The sequence below is a fragment of the Alteromonas sp. ABH4_453 genome, from assembly GCF_056160665.1.
On record NZ_JBSWXP010000002.1, the window covers coordinates 176646 to 196423 of the forward strand.

The window sequence follows — 19778 nt, forward strand, 5'->3', positions numbered from 1 at the left end:
ACTAGTCTTTACCTTCTTTTTTCTTCTCTTTTTCTGAGAGATACTCTTCAAACGAAGGTGGCAAAGCGAGTTCGTCGTCCCATTGTGGCAAGCTTGGCGTTTCAGCCGATGGCATTAGGGATACGCCCTCTTGCTGACGTTTAAGCTGAAGTGCGCGAATGTAGTTGTACTTGCGGTGGCTGATAGAATTCATGGTTGCACCGTCGCGGACTATCGTTGGCTTTAAAAATACCATTAGATTACGCTTGCGTTTGCTGGTCGACGTTGTTTTGAAAAGGTGACCAAGAATAGGGATATCACCTAGCAATGGCACTTTAGACACACTCTCTTGTACGTCTTCATCAATCAAGCCACCTAATACGATAGTACCGCCATCATCAACGATTACTGTGGTTTTAATTTCACGTTTGTTAATTGAAATATCAACCGAAGTTGCGCCGCTTACGCTCGATACTTCTTGTTCAATAAGTAGTTGCACCGCATCGCCCTCGTTAATTTGAGGCGTTACTTTAAGTTTGATACCTACTTCTTGACGGTCGACCGTTTGGAACGGGTTAGAGTTGTTCGCGCCTGTTGTGGTACCCGTAATGATCGGTACTTCTTGACCAACAATGAAAAACGCTTCTTCGTTATCCATGGTAGTTAGGTGAGGTGTGGCAAGAATATTTGAATTGGTATCAGTGCTTACCGCCTGTACCACTGCGCCCCAGCCATTTTCGATCACGCCAGCAATCAGGCCGTTTGCACCGCCAAGTAAGCTTGCAAGAGCAGTGAAGTCGCCTTCAATCGTATCCGTTGTTTCTACCACTTCACCGTTGGCAGTGATGTTGGTTTGCGTGGTCTCTCTATCTTCGGCCTGTCGTAGTGCCACAGCTAATGAGCCGACGCCTATAACACCATTATTGAACTGTGTACCACCGCCCTCTTCTGAGACCCATTGCACACCTAATGTGTTGCCGTCGCCTTCAAAAACTTCAACGATAATGGCTTCAACCTGTACCTGTGCACGGCGAATATCCAGTTGACGCACCACTTCTTCTAGCGAGCGCATCATGTCTGGCTCTGCAGTTATAACGATGGCGTTAGAATCTTCATGCGCATCAATGCTGATTTCGCGGTTTGAACTCGCTCGGCGTGTCGTGGTGCCGCTGCCTTGCTCTTCTGCTTGGATGCTAGCTGATACGCCTTGAAGAACTTTAACTAAGTCTTCTGCTTTTGCGTAGTTCAGGAACAATACGCGAGTGTTGCCGTTAGACTCAAGTTCCTGGTCCATGCGCTGAATAAGGTTTATAAGGCGCTGGCGGGCTTTAACGTCGCCACTTACGATAACCGAGTTAGTTCTATCGTCAGCTACTACGCGAGGCTCAGACTTTGCACCCGTATTCGCTTTGCCTTGAGACTTATTAATGCTTTCGATAATTCGCACCATTTCAGATGCTGAGGCATAACGAAGCTTTACGATTTCGACTTCTTCATCGCCGGCGCGGTCTACGCGTTCAATGATTTCCACAAGACGGTTCACTACCGCCGCACGGCCTGTCAACATCATAACGTTTGATGGGTCGTGACTTACCACGTTACCGCCACCTGCTTGGTCATTAAGCTGTCGCAAAATAGGCGCAAGCTCACGCACTGGCACGTTATATACTGGTACTACGCGGGTAATAAACTCATCACCGTCTTGTTGTGCGCCTTCCACTACTGGAATATTTGAGGTTTTCGCGTCTTTAGAGCGTACAACTTTCAAAATACCGCTAGGCATTTCAACCACAGCAAAGTCGTAAACTTGGAGTACATTTAGGAAAAATTGATAATACTGATCTTCATTAAGCATGTCGTAACTGCGCACGCTAATTTTGCCGCGTACGTTAGGGTCGACAATAATGGTTCGCTCAAGGTTTTTGCCGACAATATTAATGAATTCATTGATGTCAGTATCTTTGAAATTAGGCATGTATTCAGCGGCAGTCACCGAGAAACACAGAAGCGCCGTACACATAGCTGTGCCTAAGCGAGATAATAGTTTATGGCTAGTGCGCCTTTTCATTCTAACTTCCTTCATTTCCTAACATGTCGATGGCTGAATTGCTTGTCAGTTACGTGCTGACCTCTACACAAACGCTTACTAGTAAAAAGCGAGCCGTTACCGTTTTAGTTGTTGTTACGCCTCGGGTAAATCTAAGTAGAGCGTGGTTAAACTGCCATCTCGAATAATCGTTAATTCTATAGTTTGTGAATTGCGTAGCTCAGACAGTGCCTCTTGCGATTGTTGCAAATCGGTAAGGTCTAACCCGTTAATCTGTGTAATGACATCGCCAGCCTGAAGCCCTGCCGATTTGAATAATTCAGGCTCTTTACCAGGACTAACCTGGTAACCAATAAGCTGGCCTTCCTCGGTTTTTGGCGATATCGAAATAAAGTCTGTAAAGCTAGCTGGCCGCTCACGAAGTGCCGCAGTTGCCTCTAATGCTTCTTCGCTAAGTTCAACGGTGTCTTCTACTAGCTCTTCTGGCTCAGGGCGATTTCTTGCCTGCATTTCACGGCGACGATTAGCTTCATCGTAGTCAATGCCGTCTAGCATCAGGGTTTCGTTTCTTACCCCGTTTTTAATAATGACGCGGTCGTTATACACCTTTTGCAGCGTGGCATTGGTGCCTTCAATCTTTTCACCCAAGCCATAAACCGCTTGGCTCCCACGATTTTCAATAATCGCCGTACCAGCTTCTTGTTCCGAACTTGCTACTACGCCCGTTAAAGTTAGATTCAAACGCGTTTCAGGGGCATCGGTAACCTCGGCGACCGGTTCAGCAGGTTTAGCTGCCGCATTACCAAATAAATTCAGCTGTTGTATTTTGGCGATGTTGACCCCACTTTTGCCTGATGACGATGAAATAACCGGAGCTCGGCTTACTGTGGGTGTCGCAGATAGTTGAGGTTCAGGTATAATTCGCCACACAAGTTTGGCAGCAAATGCAATTAAATACAGGCTAAGCAGAACCACTACTATGGTATGTAGCTGTTTTTGATGCTGGCTTAGATAAACAACCAGAGATTGTGGATTGGGTTTATTGAATGTCATGCTGCCACTAATGGTACTGCTTTATTATAATATAGTGAATTTTTGGTTAACCGCGCTTTAGCAAACCCATAATAGCCTAGTAAAGGTGAGGGTCAAACACTAAAGCCGCACCATTACGAAATTATTACATGAGCCAATCGGAAAGTAACAATACACCACAAAATGTTAGGCTGGACAAGTGGCTATGGGCTGCAAGGTTTTTTAAGACGCGCGCCATTGCGAGAGACATGGTGCAATCGGGAAAAGTCCAGTACAACGGGCAACGGGCCAAACCTGGTAAACATGTAGAGCTTGGAGCCATGATTAAAGTTCCCGCGGGATGGGATATTCGCGAAATAAAGGTGCTAGGCTTAAGCGACAAGCGCTTGAGTGCGCCATTGGCACAAGCTCTTTTCGAGGAAACGGCTGAAAGTGTAACAAAACGTGAAGAAAACCAGGCTGCACGAAAATTGAGCGCTTTTCATAGCCCTAAGCCAGATCATAGACCTGATAAAAAGCAGCGACGACAGATTATTAAATTTAAGCAGCAATAGTTTGCTGCTCAACAGGATCATTTATGAGCGATTTCGATAAATTACACCGCTTCCTATTTACCCAAGCTAATGTTCGAGGCGAGTTAGTGCGTCTTGATGAAAGCCTAAAAAATATAGTTCACAGTTATGAATACCCAGTGCAAATTCAAACCTTGCTTAGCGAAATGGCAGCGGCGACGTCTTTGTTAACGGCAACGCTAAAGTTTAAAGGTGAAATTTCACTTCAAATTCAAAGCAAGGGCCCGGTCAGTTACGCGGTATTAAACGCCACGCATGAGCAAACATTACGCGGAGTAGCGCGCTGGGATGAAACGTTGGATACGCTGCCAGATGCTTTTTCGGAGCTTTTGTCTCAAGCGGTGCTAGTGATCACTATTACACCAGATGAAGGTGAGCGTTATCAGGGCGTAGTAGCCTTGGATAAACCTTCTCTTGCTGAATGTATTGAGGGCTACTTTGCTCAGTCAGAGCAGCTTGCAACCAGCGTTCATCTGATGACAGACATGAGCGACCCTAAAAATGCGAAAGCGTCGGGTGTATTGCTTCAGGTTCTACCGACCGATGCAAGCGCAACTGACGTGTCGCAGGCCAATGAATTTGCTCACATCTCAAAAATTACCGAAACACTGACAAAAGACGAGATGTTCTCTTTGCCTATTGAGGACATTTTGTATCGTCTTTATCACCAAGAAGATGTGGAAGTGTATCCAGCTAAAGACGTAACCTTTGCCTGCTCATGCTCGAAGGAACGCAGCGCAGAAGCGCTTCGTCATGTAGAGAAGTCTGAACTTCACGCGATTATTGCTGAAGAAGGCGCGATCAAAATGAACTGTCAGTACTGCCATGCAGAATACCGCTTTGACAGTATAGACGTTGAAGCTATTCACAGTGGCAACTTCGACGCTCCTTCTTCTAATCAGTAACTACTTGTTTACTTCTGTGTTAAAGCACCTTCTTTCGAAGGTGCTTTTTTATTTCAGAACACCTCGCAGTATATCTCAATTCATTCGCTCAACACTTCACTTATGGTCAAAAAACAACCAGTAGTAAGTGTTTAACTTTTCTCCACAGTCCCACTTTCCTTTTTCTCCCGGTTTCAGTGAAAGTTTTCACTCGCTGTTTCAAAAAAAATTTAATTTTTTATTTTGAAATTCATCGATCATTAAAGCCTCGCTACGCATATTTTATGCATTTATATCCAAGGAAAAGGCTTTTACTGTAATTAATTTACAATATTTATGAAATCTCAGCGTTTTGAATAATGATTATATGTCTTATAAATGCGCCTAAGCCCTTATTTACTTTACACTCGAAGAGGTGATACTTTTTTGAAAGTGCTTTTGAAAAATTACATATAGGGTAACAGCCATGACCGCAGCAGCCTCAATTCAAACGGAACTGAAAGTAACGCCACTTACAGATCTGCCAAATGCAGAACTTATCGAACGCGCCGTATTACGCGGTGAAGGTGTATTAGACAAAAACGGCGCGCTTGTCGTTGAAACCGGCAAGCGTACGGGTCGCTCTCCAAACGACCGGTTTATCGTGAAAGAGCCAACAACAGAGAACGACATCGATTGGGGCAAAGTTAATAAGCCTTTTGACGCTGACAAATTTGATGCGCTGTGGAATCGCGTTGAAGCTTATCTGTCTACCCAAGAACACTTTCTGTCACACCTTCAAGTAGGCTCTGATCCTGAACATGCCTTATCTCTTGAGGTAAGAACGCAAACCGCGTGGCAGCACGTTTTTGCCCGTAACCTATTTATTATTCCACAGCAATGGAATGTTAAAGGCGACCAGCCTTGGCAAATTCTAAACGTACCTGGTTTCACTTGTGAACCAGAGCGTGACGGCACTAACAGCGACGGCACAGTTATCATCAACTTCGCTAAAAAGCGTGTGTTGATTGCAGGCATGCGTTACGCAGGTGAAATGAAAAAAGCCATGTTTTCAGTACAAAACTTCCTGCTTCCAGCAAAAGATGTACTACCTATGCACTGTTCAGCGAATGTGGGTGAAGAAGGCGATGTTACTTTGTTCTTTGGCCTTTCAGGTACTGGTAAAACTACGCTTTCAGCCGACCCTAAACGTTTCCTAATTGGCGACGACGAGCACGGCTGGGCGCCAGGTAGCGTATTTAATATTGAAGGTGGTTGCTACGCGAAATGTATCGACCTATCTCAGAAGAATGAGCCTGTCATTTGGAATGCGATTAAGTTTGGCACTATTTTGGAAAACGTAGTGCTTGATGATACACGCACACCAGATTACACCGATACATCACTAACCCAAAACTCGCGAGCTGCTTACCCACTTTTACACATTGAAAAGCGCGTTGCTGAAAACCGTGGTGGAGAACCTCGCTCGGTCGTATTTTTGACCTGTGACGTAAGTGGCGTATTGCCTCCGGTTTCTGTACTAACTGAAGAAGCTGCGGCGTATCACTTCCTAAGCGGTTACACAGCGAAAGTAGGCTCTACTGAAATTGGCTCTACTAGCGATATTGAATCAACCTTCTCAACTTGTTTTGGTGCGCCTTTCTTCCCGCGTCCGGCAGGTGTGTACGCAGAGCTTCTGATTAAGCGTGTTAAAACGTTTGGCGCTAAGGTTTACTTGGTCAATACCGGTTGGACAGGCGGCCCTTACGGCACAGGTAGCCGTTTTGATATTCCTACTACGCGCGCCATCATCGATGCGATTGTATCGGGCAATTTGGCTGATGTTGAAACCCAGCACATTGACGCGTTAAACCTAGATGTGCCAGTGGCAATAGACGGTGTAGACAGCAATTTGCTTGTGCCACAAAACACGTGGGCAGACAAAGAGAAGTACAACGAATATGCCGCTAACTTAGTTAACGACTTTAAACAGAACTTTGAAAAATATGACGTTAGCGACGCTATCGTTAAAGCCGGGCCGGGTAACTAATACCCCGTTCGCCCCTTCCCAACGTTCATCACACTCAACGTGATTGATGTTTTGCCCGCACCGTGTTGCGGGCTTTTTTATGCGGCTACTGCTTAGTTCACATGGCTTTCGAGAACTAGCTAAGTTAATCGCACATGTAATATTAAAGTATTGATTTAAACCAGTTCGTTGATACTGGAGTAAAGTTGATGTCGGCCTTGTACTGAAAAAGCTCGCTGTCCATATGACTATCTCTTATCCAGTATTTCTGTTTATCAACAGAGATAAGTCTTAGGGTGTATGGAACGCCAAATGGCTCTAGAGGAGCAGTTTCGATAAGTAGCGAAGTATCAAAAATTCGAATCTCTCTCTGTTTGTTGTTTGGTGGTGGAGTTAGTTTGTTTTGAGCATCATAAATAACTGGGACATGTAAGTACGCAACGCCCTGTGGGAGATTATGTTTACTGACAACTTCAAGTAACTCTTCGCGATCAAATCCCAATTGTTGGATGTCCCAACTGGAGTCAATAAATACTGTCGCTAAAGCGACGTTATTATCTCCAACATGAATAAATGCGCTAGGTTGAAATAATCTGACAAAGCAATAAAACCCAAATAAAGATGTAATGACACCAAATAACATCCATCGCATTATTTATTTCGCTTTAGATTAACTTTATTAGGTGAGGTTGGCATCGGCGCATAATCAGTTGATGGCATAACGTAGTATTCTCCATGATTAATAGACTCCCTATTCATATATCTTTTTATATTAGTAAGTGAGCTAAAGAGATAATCATTAATAAAGCAATTGTTGTTAACAAATTTAACATTATGAATACGTATGTTTATTTAAGTTGAGCAATGCACTAGCTATCATTCACCGTACACAAATAGGCTTTAATTATGCGCGCTTTGTTAGTTAAGTGCGCTTCGCTAATTCAGTACGCTTCGCTAGGAAGCACAAAGAAGGTTCTAAGCATGATAGACAGGAAACAGCGTATAGCGCTTGCATGTGTTGGTTTGGCATTTTTCTCGGTAAATACGCTAGCCGAAGTTCAAACAGCAACACTCGAAAAAGCTACGCTAATTATTGATACGGATACCAATGACTTCACGATAAGCGCGTTGCACGATAGTGGCTTTCAAGTAACGTATCTTTCTGATGATAATGGCACGCCTTACGCAAATCTACCGTCTATGGCGCTTCCCGAGGCCGCGTTGACTGATGTTACAAACAAAACGGCTAATGATGCAGAGCTAGTTGAAACTGCGACAACCCTAATCTTAAAACGCAATAATATTGCAGCGCATGTTGATAAGGCGACGCACACTATCAGCTATTCTGTTAACGGCAAAATTGTCGCGAAAGAGCAAGGCGGACTAAGTATTTCCAGTAACGACGTCAGCCTGTCGTTTGCCCTAGATGAAAACGAAAAACTTTATGGTGGCGGCCAGCGCGTTTTAGGAATGGACCGTCGTGGTCATAGCATGCCGCTTTATAACAAAGCACACTATGGTTACACCACCTCTTCAAACCAGATGTACTTTGGCTTGTCGGCCGTGATGTCTTCAAAAAATTACAGCGTATTATTTGATAACACCGCTTCTGGTGAGCTAGATATTGGCAAAACGAACAGCGACGAGTTGCTATTCAAGGCACAAGGCGGCCGCGCCAGCTACATCATGGTATTAGGGGAAAACCTGGAAGACACGGTAAGGTCTACTGTAGCAGTAACGGGAAAGCAGCCGCTTCCACCGCGTTGGTTGTTAGGTAACTTTGCGTCTCGTTTTGGTTATAAATCCCAAAACGAAGTGTTGGAAGTGGTAGATGCTTTTAACAAACAAGATATTCCTGTCGATGCCGTGGTGCTAGACCTTTACTGGTTTGGCAAGGATGTTAAAGGGCACATGGGTAATTTAAGTTGGGACAGCGCCACCTTCCCAGAACCTGAGAAAATGATTAGCGAGCTACGCGATCAAGACGTGAAAACCGTGCTTATAACCGAGCCTTTTATTCTAACCACATCAAAACAGTGGAAAAGCGCCGTTGCCAATAATGCTCTTGCTCAAAATGACAAGGGCACGCCTTACACCTTCGACTTCTACTTTGGCAATACGGGCCTAGTTGATGTGTTCAGTGAGTCCGGCCAAGATTGGTTTTGGCAATATTATGAAAAACTTGCTGCGCAAGGTGTAGCCGGCTGGTGGGGCGACTTGGGCGAGCCCGAAGTACACCCTAATGATATACAGCACAATTGGAGCGATGCAGGTCTAGAAAATAACACGGTAAGCGGTGCAGAAGTTCACAATGGTTATGGCCACCAGTGGGCGAAAACCGTGTATAACAATTTGACTGCACTACAGCCTGACACACGTCCGTTCATACTCATGCGTTCAGGTTTTTTGGGCAGCCAACGCTACGGTATGGTGCCTTGGACCGGAGACGTAAGCCGAAGCTGGGGCGGACTTAAGCCACAGGTAGAACTAGCACTTCAAATGAGTGTTTTTGGTATGGCGTATACCCATTCTGATTTAGGAGGCTTTGCCGGAGGCGAAACCTTTGATCCCGAGCTCTATACCCGCTGGCTTCAGTTCGGTACCTTTTCACCGGTATTTAGGCCTCATGCACAGGATGATATTGCCCCAGAGCCTGTTTTCCATGCCGACCCCGTGAAGTCTATTGCGCGCAAGTTTATTCAGCTTCGTTACGACATGCTCCCGTACAATTATTCATTGGCGTTTGAAAATGCACTGAACGGCACACCGCTAATGCGCCCATTGGCCATGGAGTATAGTGAAAGCTCATGGTTTGAAAACGCTGACAGCTATTTATGGGGCGACGCGCTGTTGGTGTCACCGGTGACCCGCCCTGATCAAAGCCAATGGACGACAGCTCTTCCTGAAGGTATTTGGTTCGACTTTTTCTCCAACACCAAATACCAAGGCGGGCAAACGGTAGGTTACCCATTAACCCAAGACAACTTCCCTGTATGGGTTAAAGCAGGTAGCTTTATGCCCATGTCAAAAGGGCTTGATCGTACAGATCAGTTTAATGCTCGCCAGCTAGAGATACATTATTGGCACGACAGCTCTGTAGCTTCGTCTTCTTACACCTACTACGAGGATGACGGCCAAAATCCAGCGTCTGTCAAAAAAGGCTTGTACACCAAACTACTGCTCAGTGCGTCAGTAGACGATAAGGCCACGTTAACTCTGACTCTTGATAGCGAAGGCAGCTATATAGGTATGCCTAAGCAGCGAGACATCACTTACATCGTGCATGGTTTAAGCGAAAAACCACAGAGCGTTTCACTTGATGGCAGGAGCGTGCCTGTAATGTGGGATGAAAAAGGGAAAACGCTTTCACTTGCAATTTCTTGCGATTATCAGCAATCTGTAAAGGTAGTGATTATGTGATAATTAAGGGCTGCTGTTCTTTCTTGCACAGTAAAGGTCAGCGCCCTCAAAAGGTTCACTTTGTGGTCAAGGGGCATAACTACGCTGTGCCCTCACGCCTAAAATGGATGTCTTTCTAGCGATATCTGCCATGGAGCCTAAATGAGCCGACTTCCTGCCACCATCGTTATTTTTGCTGGTTTTTTCCTAATTGGTAAATTGTTTCTCTTATGGGGAATACTACTGCCAGATATTGCTGCCGACCTGCAAATGTCTGAAGTAGTCAGTGGCGCACTGTTTTCGCTTTTCTCTGTAGGCATGATGTTAGGTGCTGTGATTGGTGGCAAGTATGCCAGTCGCTTCGAATATATGCCGCTACTAGCTACGTTATTCAGTATGAATACGGCGCTGTTGCTGCTTGTGTCAGTGCTTACCGCTTGGCAATGGTTTTTGGTGTTAGCGGTATTAATCGGTGTGGTGAGCTCAACAATATTTACTATTGGCCACACGCTTATTGCACGAATGTACGCAGAAAAGCGCTTTACTATGATGGGCTTAATGGACTTTATGTTCAGCTTAGGTACGTTTGCTGCGTCGTTCTTTGTAACACTGTTATACCTTGTTGAGCACAACTGGCGCTTACCTATTCAGGTGTTGGCAGGCGTTATGATTGTACTTTCTTGCTACGCATTTATTGCGGCGCGCTCTCAGGCGAAAGTGCTCAAAGGTCAGCCTAAAGCGCCTAAAAAGACGCTGGCATTTGGTGCCATCATCAAGCAGCCTGTTTTTATATTTCTAACGCTACTCACTTTTGGCTATGGCGCTGTAGAGTTTGGTAACGCGAACTGGTTTGTGAGCTATGCGCAAAACGGCTTAGGATTTAGTGGCGAGCAGTCTAGAAACTTACTAGCATGCTTTACCGCTGGCATGGTTATTAGTCGACTTACCTTCCCATTTTTACTGCGATTTGTATCGGTACACCGCATGATTGTAATCATGGCGACAGCCTCATTAGCGGGTGTATTTGCACTGAAGCTAATGCCTTCTTTTTATGGGATTGGCGCTGGTAATTTACTGCTTGGTTTAGGGTTAGGTGGCCTGTTCCCATTAGCTTTGTCAGCAGCAATGAATATAGACAGCGACAACGGCCCTGTACTCTCTGGCATTTCAATTATTGGTAATTCTACAGGCGTACAGGTCGCTTCCTTTTCCACTGGGCTTTGGGCTAATTTTGTACCCCTTACCACAGCATTTTGGGTGATCCCATTAGGTGGGTGCGTCCTGTGGCTGGCTTCTTATGGTTACAGCCGAAAAATTAAATACCATAAAAGCTAAAGCTCAAGGAGCTCAGAAACCTTTAAATGGCGTAATGGGGATCTTAGCTAGAGGGACAATATAGCGCTGCGAATAACTTGAACCCCGCTGTGCTATTTCTTTTCAGGCAGTTCAGATAGGTATGGTAGGTAAAACTCGGCCACTAGCCCTTGCTGCGGATGGTTTCTTAGTGTCACCTCACCGTCATGGGCCTCTACAATTCTTCGAATAATGGCAAGTCCTAAGCCAGAGCCTGACGAGTTACGGGCTTTATCGCCTTGTGCAAACGGCATGAAAACACTGTTGAGTTCATCTTCAGGTATGCCCGGCCCAAAATCACGCACTTTGCAATACACGCGCTTCTCATGACGATTGTAAAAGCTACTAATGGCAATTTCTTCAGAGCCATATTTAAAAGCGTTTTCGATGAGGTTGTCGACGACTCGTTTCATTGCAATTCGTCGCAATGACAAGGGAGGAATAGTGTTGAGTTTGAGTTCGATGTGGTGTTTATCGTCAAGGTGACGTGCTTGTACAAGCTCGGCGATAATCGCGTTCAAATCGGTTTCTTGGGTGACTTCTTCGGTGTCGTAGCGGGCGTAGTCAATGAACTGATCGATGATGGCGTTCATGTCTTCTATATCATTGACTATGCCGTCTTTTATCCAATCTTGATCTTCTGGCAGCATTTCTGAGGCAAGGCGAATGCGAGTAAGCGGCGTGCGTAAATCGTGAGAAATACCCGCTGTCATGATATTTCGGTCATTCTCAAGCTGCTTGATACCCTGATTCATGCGGTTAAATGCACGAGTAACCTGAATCATTTCGGTGCTACCTTGTTCGCGAAGCGGCGCCGGGTGTTCACCTTTACCTACCGCTATTGCTGCTTTTTGCAGGGCTGACAATGGGCGGGTCATGCGCCTAACAAACAGCCAGCCGCCGGCCACACTCAATATGCCAATTACCATTAAGTACATAGTCAAAGGGGATATATTCGCTTCGTTAAGTCCTGAAATAGGAATAGAGATCCACGTATCAGGGTAGCGGTTCAGGGATATCCACACAATGTAAGGCGCATTTTCGTCACTGGCCTGCGTGGTGGTGCTAATGCGCACGTCAGCAAGCTGCCTGAGTTGCTCGCTAACCTGGGAAGAAATATAGCTATAGTATACGGCGCTCTCTAATCCATTTTGTTTGGCAACGCTTTCGTCAAAAACCTGCACCTGTGTTTTTTGAAAGTAGCGATCGCGTGTTTCTTGGTTAGTAACCAACAAATCGTTGGCAAGCACTGACTTAACCTGCGTAGCCAATAAACTGTTAATTTGTTGATAGCTGGGCTGAATAAAATAATAGGTGACAGATATGTAGGACACAATCTGATTAATAAGCAGCAGCACGCCAATAAGCATGACAGTTTGGCCAAATGCACTTTTAGGGATTAAACGCATAACATGCCGTCGCTTTGGGGAATAAGCCAGTGTCTGTAATGACAGTATGTGAACGCGTAGTTAGCCGTCATGAATAGATACTTCACTAGCACACTGGCTAAGGCGGTAGCACCCGCCGTATCCATCATAGGTGCTAAACTTGTTCGCCATCAGGCACGAATACGTAGCCCAATCCCCACACAGTCTGTATATACCGAGGGTTGGCAGGGTCTTCTTCAAGCATTCTTCGTAAGCGTGAAACCTGAACATCAATACTGCGTTCTAAGGCGCTGTAGTCGCGACCACGCGCTAGGTTCATCAGTTTGTCTCGCGACAATGGCTCGCGGGGATGAGTGACCAGAGATTTCAATACCGCAAACTCTCCGCTAGTCAGGGTAAGCGGCGTATCACCAGCTGTCATTTCTCGGGTGGCTAGGTTCAATTTGTAATTGCCAAACTCTACAATTTGTACATCTTTAGAGGGCGCACCTGGCGCTTCGCTACTTCGTCTGCGCAGCACCGCTTTAGCGCGTGCAAGTAGCTCGCGTGGGTTAAATGGCTTAGGCAAATAATCGTCTGCGCCCATTTCAAGGCCGATAATACGGTCAACTTCATCGCCTTTTGCAGTAAGCATAATAATGGGCATGTCGTTTTCCTGTTGACGCAGACGGCGACAAATAGATAAACCATCTTCGCCTGGTAGCATAAGGTCCAAAACCATTAAGTGAAAATTCTCGCGCTCAAGCAGTCTGTCCATTTGCTCTGCGTTGGCTGCACTGCGTACTTGATAACCCTGTTCAAGCAAATAGCGCTCTAACAAACTGCGCAGACGCATATCATCATCAACAACGAGAATTTTAGAGGTTTCCTGACCCATACTCATACCTTTCGTTTTACTTTTGATTCACTATAACCAGAAGATGTGAAATACAAAAGCGAGAAAAGCGTAAAAGGTAAGGGATGATTGTTACAAATAGTGTCTAGGGCCTGTTGCTCTTTTATGAACAGGAAAATCCAGTAAAGGCCCAGCAAGCTCTACAGAAGAGGAGGCCGTCAAGCATTTATCCTCCCTAAACTTATTGATAACTGCCGTTGATTTCAAGCTGTAAAAAACGTAGGCGCTGTAACAACACACCAGCAGTTCAAGCTGTAATCCTCAAGCGGCGCTAGTCAAAAGTGACGACATTAAGAGCTTTAGTTTGCGCGGTTCCATTAAGGGTTTCCAAATATAACCGTGTTATAGCATCAGTTCCGCAGTGTGCCTGCTCGAAAAACTGATCGCTTACTTTTTCTGCAAAGTGTTTCCATGCATTGGCGTATTTCGCTAAAAAGACCTCATGCCCCCATTCCCCTTGGCGAAGTTTTACGCGAGCTGGTGCAAAAAAAATCTCTGCATTGAGCAGTTTGGGGTTTGGCTTTTCTTCGGCTTGCCAATCTGTTGCACCAATTAACGTTACTTCGCTTAAGTTTTCGCCAAGCAGCGCGCTAAGGTTATTAATTAGCGTGCCGTTAGCCGCGAAATCAAGAAGCCAGTAACGCGAATTGCTACTGTCACTTGTAAGCGCATTGAGGTCATCATAGCTATACACTTCATCGTAGCAGCCAGATGCATTGACCATATCCAAATTAGACTGAGAGGTTAACCCAACCACCTTGTAACTTGCGTTTCGTGACGCTTTTTGGTCTTTAAGCAGTTGCGCCGTACCCAAAGCGGTTTTACTCGAAGCGCTCGACAACAGTAAGGTTTCATTGTTTGCTTTCTCTGCCACGTAGTCATCAAGCACAAACGAGGTCATATAAAGAGGTCTGAAATTTAGCTGCCATGCCTCACGGTCTTTGTTGTAGCCAGGATCCGCTGAACAGCGTAGGTATTGGTCGTAAACTGGGCTAATGCTTTTGCGTTGTTCGTGAATGTCAGAAAAGCCATGAGACGCCACTTTACCAGCCTTTATCACCCAGTGACTCGCCATAGGCAGGTAGCCGAACACCTTTTCACCTACTTTGATCTCGCTATGACAAGACGCCTTAACGGTAGCAAAGCCCCAAACGGGCACAATACCGAAGCCAGTTTCTTGTGTAGGGAAAAAGCCCCAGTAGCCCATTCTGAAACCAAGTGCGGCATAGGTAATGTTATTGGCAGAAAAGCCAAAGCTATCGGTTTCTAGAATCACTTCGTCAGACTGAAGCGCATTGATATCAATGGGTACGGTAACTACTTTGGTATCGTCAAGCGACTGTTGGTTTACGCAAATTTGTTGACTGGTGATAGTGGTCATAGTGTCTCTCATGCTGGTTAGTCTTTCTTAGAGTGAACCAGCATCAAGACAATTGCGACTTACACTTGTAAATATATTGTTATACAGCGGATGTATAGAGGAGCGGATAAAGACTATTCGTCAGAACTCAACCAGTCCATTTGATGACCAGCGCGTCGTTTTTTATTCAGAATATCTTCAAGCAGCGGTGTAAGTATAAGCTCCATTGCGAGCGCTATTTTACCACCAGGTACAACCAACGTATTGATACGAGACATAAATGAGCCGTCGATCATTTGAAGCAAGTAAGGATAATCAACATTCTTCATTTCTCTTCTGAAGCGCACTACAACAAAGCTTTCATCTTGGGTGGGAATTTCCCTAGCGCTGAACGGATTTGAGGTATCAACGGTCGGTACGCGCTGAAAGTTAACGTGAGTGCGAGAAAACTGCGGCGTGATATAGTGGAAATAATCGTCTAGGCCGCGCACAATACTGCTCATTACCGCTTCACGAGAATGACCGCGGTCAGTGGTATCGCGCACAATTTTTTGGATCCACTCTAAGTTTACAATCGGCACCATGCCAACCAGTAAATCTACGTGCTTCGCGACGTCATTTTCTTCAGTTTTAACACCGCCATGTAAACCTTCATAAAACAGTAAATCGGTGTTTTGAGGTAAATCTTGCCATGGAGTAAAGGTGCCTGGCATCTGGTTAAACGGAACGGCTTCATCAAAGGTGTGAAGGTATTGCCTAAACTGCCCCGTCCCCGAACTGCCATATTCTCTAAAAAGCGTTTCAAGCAGTTCAAAGTCGTTGGCTTTAGGGCCAAAATAGCTGATATGTCTGCCTTGCTCTTGGGCTTTGCGAATTTCTACTTCCATTTCTGGGCGGGTAAAACGGTGAAAGCTGTCACCGCCAACTACTGCAGCATTAACATTTAAGTTCCTGAAAATATGGCGAATAGCATTGGTCGTGGTAGTAGTACCCGCGCCGGAAGAACCTGTTATAGCAATAATAGGGTGTTTGACAGACATAGGAATTCTTTTTGGAAATGACGGGTACTAGTTATAAGCTGATGTGCGACAAGAATCAAGGGGCGACCCTACGCGCGCAGCCTAATTTAGGTCATGTGTTTTGGCGGAAGCCAGCGCGGAATCACCGGTCGAGCCCCTTATTTATGCGGACTGGTATTATGATGATGCTGCAACAAACGCACAATTAATTTTGCTTCTTCTTCATCTAAATCAAGTAACGCACGCACGTGTTCTAAATGATGGATGTCATGCTCACTCAACTTTCCATCGTCTAATGCACTTTGTACCGTATCTTTAAACCGGTCCCGTTTTAACTGCATTTGGGTAGTATAGCTTGACGATAAAATGCCCGCAGGTAAGGCATAAAAGCATATGCCCATGATAGTGATAAGCCCACCAAATACTTTGCCTAATGCTGTAACGGGAACGGTATCGCCATAACCAACGGTAGTAAGCGTGACCAGAGCCCACCACAAAGACGCGGGAATACTACTGAAGACGTCGGGTTGCGCGGTATGTTCGATATAGTAAATGCACGTGGCGGCGATAACGGTGAAAAGTAAAAGTACGCTGATAGCAGCAATGAGGCTATGCGACTCGTTACGCAAAACGGTAACAAGGGTTTGCATTGAACGGGAATAGCGCCCAATTTTCAAGATTCGCAGTACCCTGAATACCCGTAATATGCGTAAATCAAATGCCACGAACATGCTTAAGTAAAACGGTAAAATGGCCATCAGATCCACCAGCGCCATCGGGCTTTTTATATAAGCCCAACGCTTTTGCCATGCCGTCGTTTTTTCATGGGGAGTGCGGTCAGCTTGAGAAGGGCGGTTGGTCGCCGATGCACTGCTGTAAACGCGAAGTATGTATTCAATAGTGAAAATAAGTACCGAGATGACCTCAATGATATGCAGCTCTCGCTGCCAAAGGGCGGGAATACCAGGTACGGTTTCTAGCATCATGGCTGCTACATTTATGATAATCAGCGCGATAAGCAATATATCAAACAACCTGCTACGTTTTTTGTATTCGTGGGCTTCGCTAGCGGGAGCAAGAATGTGATAGCACGCGTTTTGAAATGACATAGCTAAATTTGTGATTTAAGGATTAACCTTGTTATATCAATAACGGCGATGAATTGGTAATGCTTCTCACAAAGTAAGGCGCTGCTGTGGAGTTTTTTGAAACGCAGTAGGGCTCAAAACATGTTAGTTTAAACGTCAGGAAGGCAAACTAAGAGCGTATTCAATTGAAAAGTACTAAACCCCTAGTATCAGCATTCACCTCTACATTACTTGTCGCTGTGCTTGCCCCTGCAGCACAGGCGAAACCGGACAGTGTCATGTTTACCACGAATGCACCTGTTATAGATGGTGTAGCAAATGATGCTGCTTGGAAAGAAGGTGATTGGCACGACATGACCTCGCTGATGTGGGGCACCAGGCCCGAGCCCGGTGACTTTTCTGGTAGATATAAACTACGCTGGGATAAAAAGGCGCTGTACCTTTTAGCAGAAATAGAAGACGACCACCTTTCAGATACCTATGCCAACCCGCTTGAACGATATTGGGACGACGATTGCCTAGAAATCTTTATTGATGCGGATGCTTCAGGTGGCGATCACCTTAATAACTATAACGCCTTTGCTTATCACTTGGCGCTAGATAACCAGGTTGTTGATATCGGCCCCAATAAGGCGGGAGAGGCGGTACCGCAGCTATACAACAACCATGTTGAGAATAAGTGGCAGCGTGATACACAAGCGCCTTACAAGATTTATTGGGAAGCAGCGGTACATGTATTTGATGATAGCTATCAACACGGAAAAGATAATTCGCCTGTTGCATTAAAAGAAGATATGGCACTGGGTTTTATGCTGGCCTACTGTGATGCCGATGGCGGTGATAGAGAACACTTTTTAGGCTCGCAGGAGATAACTCCAGTGAATGGTGATAAAAACTTAGGGTATAAAAATGCGTCGGTATTTGGGGAAATTGTGCTACAGCACAAAGGCGCTACAAACAAAAAGTAGCGCGCTTTATTGGAATGCGGGCTCTGCCACTGTTGCTTATTTTAGCATCCATTCATGATCAGGGTCGTTGTGGAATACCCACTCACGCTTAGGACCTGCCATTACGTTTAGATAATAAAGATCGTAACCGTGGGGAGCGCCAACGGGATGATAGCCCTTGGGAACCATTACAACACTGTTATGCTCAACGCTGATTGTCTCATCAATGCTTCTATCGTCGGTATACACTCGCTGAAAGGCAAAGCCTTGCTGAGGGTTTAGCTTATGATAATACGTTTCTTCCAGCGCGCTCTCGCAAGGCAGTGAGTCGGTATCGTGCTTGTGTGGGGGGTAGCTGGACCAGTGACCATTTGGGGTTATCACTTCGGTAATCAAAAGTTTTTCCGCCATAACATTGTTCATCATGATGTTGCGAATATGGCGGGTATTGGTGCCTGACCCTCTCACTGAAACTTCACAATCTTCTGGTTTTATTAGCCTTGAAGATAATTCACCCTTAGCTGGAGCACTGCAGAGTGCGACCTCAGCATCATTCAATGCGGTTACCGTAATGGTATCTTTAGGGGGAACGTAAACGGCAAAAGGGGCTTTATCTTCGAAAACGGATTCCCTATCCCCTATATTCAAAAATGTCTCATCACGGGTTTTGATGTCAACACGGCCGCTGACTACCACTGCGCATACTTCATTGCCGGCGGTATCAAAGTTTTGTGTATCGCCTGCTTTTAGCAAAACGACGTCAAAGCCCACGTAGCGCCAATTCGCCGAGGCTGGCGTGATATGTTGAATACGTCCTTGAACATCTGGAGCGGAAGGTCGACTGTGTAAATGTGACATAAGTAAGTGGCCGTTAGTTAGATTGGTGAATAAGACCAAGCATAAGCGCTTGAATAATATTGGTGCTTACATTGAGCGAGCGAAATGAGTGTATTTCTGCTTCTTTCACTTTAATGTAAATGTCGGCGTGTTCAGCTAAAGGGCTAACGCTACTATCGGTCATAGCGATAATTGCGATTCCTTTACTTTTAGCATAATTCACCGCATCTAAGGTTTCTTGCGCGTAGGGTGCAAAACTAATAGCGAATAGCACGTCATCAGGACCCAGAAGGTTGAGCTGGGCAATATCCATATGACCGGCGCCATCGAGCAGGTGGGCCCGACGCCCTATGTTGTTAAGAAGATAGCTGAAATAGCTGGCTGTCGGAAATGACCTTCTCGCCCCTTGGATATGAATGATATTCGCCTTGTGAAGCGCAGAGATAGCGTCATTTAGCACCTGCTCATCTACTGAATTACATAAATTTTCGAGGGCGTGTGTGTTGGCAATAACAATTTGCTTCAACCAACTAAGTCCGCACTTCTTATCGTGAGTCGCAGGTTCCTCTTGTACCGACTTTATACGGCTCTCATAGTCTGGTGAGCTGACCATGAGCTTGTCTTTGAAGAGCTGTTGCATATCGCTAAACCCTTCAAACCCAAAGGCGTGAGCAAAACGAACCAAAGTGGAGGCATGCACGCCCGCGGCTTTTGCAATACTGGCTACGGTACCAAATGCAATCGCATTCGGGTTGTCCAAAACGTAGCGGGCAACTTCCTGCAATCGCTTACTGAGCAATGAATACTGGCTTTCAATATGTTGTTCGAGTTCGGTTTGTGTTTCTGTCATTGCTTCACGTTCGCTTTTAGGTACGCCTGTTCTATGCCAAATAATAGAACAAATAAAATAAATATTCCAACAATTGATTAAATGGAAAATATGTTCTATTTTAATTTGGCGTTTATTTTG

The 19778-nt window shown here is 45.4% G+C and carries 16 protein-coding genes; 6 read left to right on the forward strand and 10 right to left on the reverse strand.

What is annotated here, in order from left to right; genetic code table 11:
• Position 1: 1 nt before the first annotated feature.
• Entirely contained in the window at positions 2-2047 is a 2046-nt protein-coding gene (gspD, locus tag ACXAGV_RS04225) for a type II secretion system secretin GspD (protein ID WP_474872167.1), read from the reverse strand.
• 114 nt (positions 2048-2161) lie between these two features.
• Complete coding sequence (gene gspC, locus ACXAGV_RS04230; protein WP_474872169.1) at positions 2162-3079, reverse strand: type II secretion system protein GspC; 918 nt, start codon at positions 3077-3079, stop codon at positions 2162-2164.
• Positions 3080-3207: 128 nt separating this feature from the next.
• Here gspC and hslR point away from each other — a divergent pair, with 128 nt between their 5' ends.
• From hslR to ACXAGV_RS04245, 3 genes are all read left to right on the forward strand, one after another.
• A complete protein-coding gene (gene hslR / locus ACXAGV_RS04235; protein ID WP_474872171.1) occupies positions 3208-3612 on the forward strand; it encodes a ribosome-associated heat shock protein Hsp15 in 405 nt (134 codons plus the stop codon).
• Between the two features lie 23 nt (positions 3613-3635).
• Entirely contained in the window at positions 3636-4535 is a 900-nt protein-coding gene (gene hslO, locus ACXAGV_RS04240) for an Hsp33 family molecular chaperone HslO (protein WP_474872173.1), read from the forward strand.
• A 445-nt stretch (positions 4536-4980) separates the two neighbouring features.
• Positions 4981-6543 carry a phosphoenolpyruvate carboxykinase gene (locus ACXAGV_RS04245; protein ID WP_474872175.1) on the forward strand — a complete coding sequence of 521 codons (1563 nt, stop codon included), beginning with the start codon at positions 4981-4983 and terminating at the stop codon, positions 6541-6543.
• Between the two features lie 142 nt (positions 6544-6685).
• Here ACXAGV_RS04245 and ACXAGV_RS04250 read toward each other — a convergent pair whose 3' ends face one another.
• Positions 6686-7174: a hypothetical protein gene (locus tag ACXAGV_RS04250; protein ID WP_474872177.1), complete on the reverse strand. Its 489-nt coding sequence runs from the start codon at positions 7172-7174 to the stop codon at positions 6686-6688.
• A gap of 329 nt (positions 7175-7503) precedes the next feature.
• Here ACXAGV_RS04250 and ACXAGV_RS04255 point away from each other — a divergent pair, with 329 nt between their 5' ends.
• Positions 7504-9942 (forward strand): TIM-barrel domain-containing protein, encoded by a 2439-nt coding sequence (locus tag ACXAGV_RS04255; protein WP_474872179.1) that lies wholly within the window; start codon positions 7504-7506, stop codon positions 9940-9942.
• Positions 9943-10083: 141 nt separating this feature from the next.
• On the forward strand, positions 10084-11256 hold the full coding sequence (locus ACXAGV_RS04260; protein WP_474872181.1) for an MFS transporter: 1173 nt from the start codon (positions 10084-10086) through the stop codon (positions 11254-11256).
• 92 nt (positions 11257-11348) lie between these two features.
• On the opposite strand, the gene envZ is transcribed toward ACXAGV_RS04260, so the two are convergent.
• From envZ to ACXAGV_RS04285, 5 genes are all read right to left on the reverse strand, one after another.
• Positions 11349-12683 carry a two-component system sensor histidine kinase EnvZ gene (gene envZ, locus ACXAGV_RS04265; protein WP_474872183.1) on the reverse strand — a complete coding sequence of 445 codons (1335 nt, stop codon included), beginning with the start codon at positions 12681-12683 and terminating at the stop codon, positions 11349-11351.
• A 133-nt stretch (positions 12684-12816) separates the two neighbouring features.
• A complete protein-coding gene (gene ompR, locus ACXAGV_RS04270; protein WP_014951298.1) occupies positions 12817-13539 on the reverse strand; it encodes an osmolarity response regulator transcription factor OmpR in 723 nt (240 codons plus the stop codon).
• A 289-nt stretch (positions 13540-13828) separates the two neighbouring features.
• Positions 13829-14938 (reverse strand): DUF2855 family protein, encoded by a 1110-nt coding sequence (locus ACXAGV_RS04275; RefSeq protein WP_474872520.1) that lies wholly within the window; start codon positions 14936-14938, stop codon positions 13829-13831.
• A 113-nt stretch (positions 14939-15051) separates the two neighbouring features.
• Complete coding sequence (locus ACXAGV_RS04280; RefSeq protein ID WP_474872185.1) at positions 15052-15957, reverse strand: phosphoribulokinase; 906 nt, start codon at positions 15955-15957, stop codon at positions 15052-15054.
• Between the two features lie 137 nt (positions 15958-16094).
• Entirely contained in the window at positions 16095-17045 is a 951-nt protein-coding gene (locus ACXAGV_RS04285; protein WP_474872187.1) for an ion transporter, read from the reverse strand.
• 164 nt (positions 17046-17209) lie between these two features.
• Between ACXAGV_RS04285 and ACXAGV_RS04290 the strand changes: the two genes are divergently transcribed.
• The gene (locus ACXAGV_RS04290; protein ID WP_474872189.1) at positions 17210-17992 is read left to right on the forward strand and encodes a sugar-binding protein; all 783 of its coding nucleotides are present in this window, start codon (positions 17210-17212) and stop codon (positions 17990-17992) included.
• 36 nt (positions 17993-18028) lie between these two features.
• On the opposite strand, the gene iolB is transcribed toward ACXAGV_RS04290, so the two are convergent.
• Positions 18029-18829, reverse strand: a complete 801-nt coding sequence (gene iolB, locus ACXAGV_RS04295) for a 5-deoxy-glucuronate isomerase (RefSeq protein ID WP_474872191.1) — start codon at positions 18827-18829, stop codon at positions 18029-18031.
• A 13-nt stretch (positions 18830-18842) separates the two neighbouring features.
• Positions 18843-19658 (reverse strand): MurR/RpiR family transcriptional regulator, encoded by an 816-nt coding sequence (locus ACXAGV_RS04300; RefSeq protein ID WP_474872193.1) that lies wholly within the window; start codon positions 19656-19658, stop codon positions 18843-18845.
• Positions 19659-19778 lie beyond the last annotated feature (120 nt).

Bases quoted from the DNA above. Each gene is read 5' to 3' on its own strand.
- gspD (WP_474872167.1), bottom strand. From the start codon at position 2,047: ATGAAAAGGCGCACTAGCCATAAACTATTATCTCGCTTAGGCACAGCT.
- gspC (WP_474872169.1), bottom strand. From the start codon at position 3,079: ATGACATTCAATAAACCCAATCCACAATCTCTGGTTGTTTATCTAAGC.
- hslR (WP_474872171.1), top strand. From the start codon at position 3,208: ATGAGCCAATCGGAAAGTAACAATACACCACAAAATGTTAGGCTGGAC.
- hslO (WP_474872173.1), top strand. From the start codon at position 3,636: ATGAGCGATTTCGATAAATTACACCGCTTCCTATTTACCCAAGCTAAT.
- ACXAGV_RS04245 (WP_474872175.1), top strand. From the start codon at position 4,981: ATGACCGCAGCAGCCTCAATTCAAACGGAACTGAAAGTAACGCCACTT.
- ACXAGV_RS04250 (WP_474872177.1), bottom strand. From the start codon at position 7,174: ATGCGATGGATGTTATTTGGTGTCATTACATCTTTATTTGGGTTTTAT.
- ACXAGV_RS04255 (WP_474872179.1), top strand. From the start codon at position 7,504: ATGATAGACAGGAAACAGCGTATAGCGCTTGCATGTGTTGGTTTGGCA.
- ACXAGV_RS04260 (WP_474872181.1), top strand. From the start codon at position 10,084: ATGAGCCGACTTCCTGCCACCATCGTTATTTTTGCTGGTTTTTTCCTA.
- envZ (WP_474872183.1), bottom strand. From the start codon at position 12,683: ATGCGTTTAATCCCTAAAAGTGCATTTGGCCAAACTGTCATGCTTATT.
- ompR (WP_014951298.1), bottom strand. From the start codon at position 13,539: ATGGGTCAGGAAACCTCTAAAATTCTCGTTGTTGATGATGATATGCGT.
- ACXAGV_RS04275 (WP_474872520.1), bottom strand. From the start codon at position 14,938: ATGACCACTATCACCAGTCAACAAATTTGCGTAAACCAACAGTCGCTT.
- ACXAGV_RS04280 (WP_474872185.1), bottom strand. From the start codon at position 15,957: ATGTCTGTCAAACACCCTATTATTGCTATAACAGGTTCTTCCGGCGCG.
- ACXAGV_RS04285 (WP_474872187.1), bottom strand. From the start codon at position 17,045: ATGTCATTTCAAAACGCGTGCTATCACATTCTTGCTCCCGCTAGCGAA.
- iolB (WP_474872191.1), bottom strand. From the start codon at position 18,829: ATGTCACATTTACACAGTCGACCTTCCGCTCCAGATGTTCAAGGACGT.
- ACXAGV_RS04300 (WP_474872193.1), bottom strand. From the start codon at position 19,658: ATGACAGAAACACAAACCGAACTCGAACAACATATTGAAAGCCAGTAT.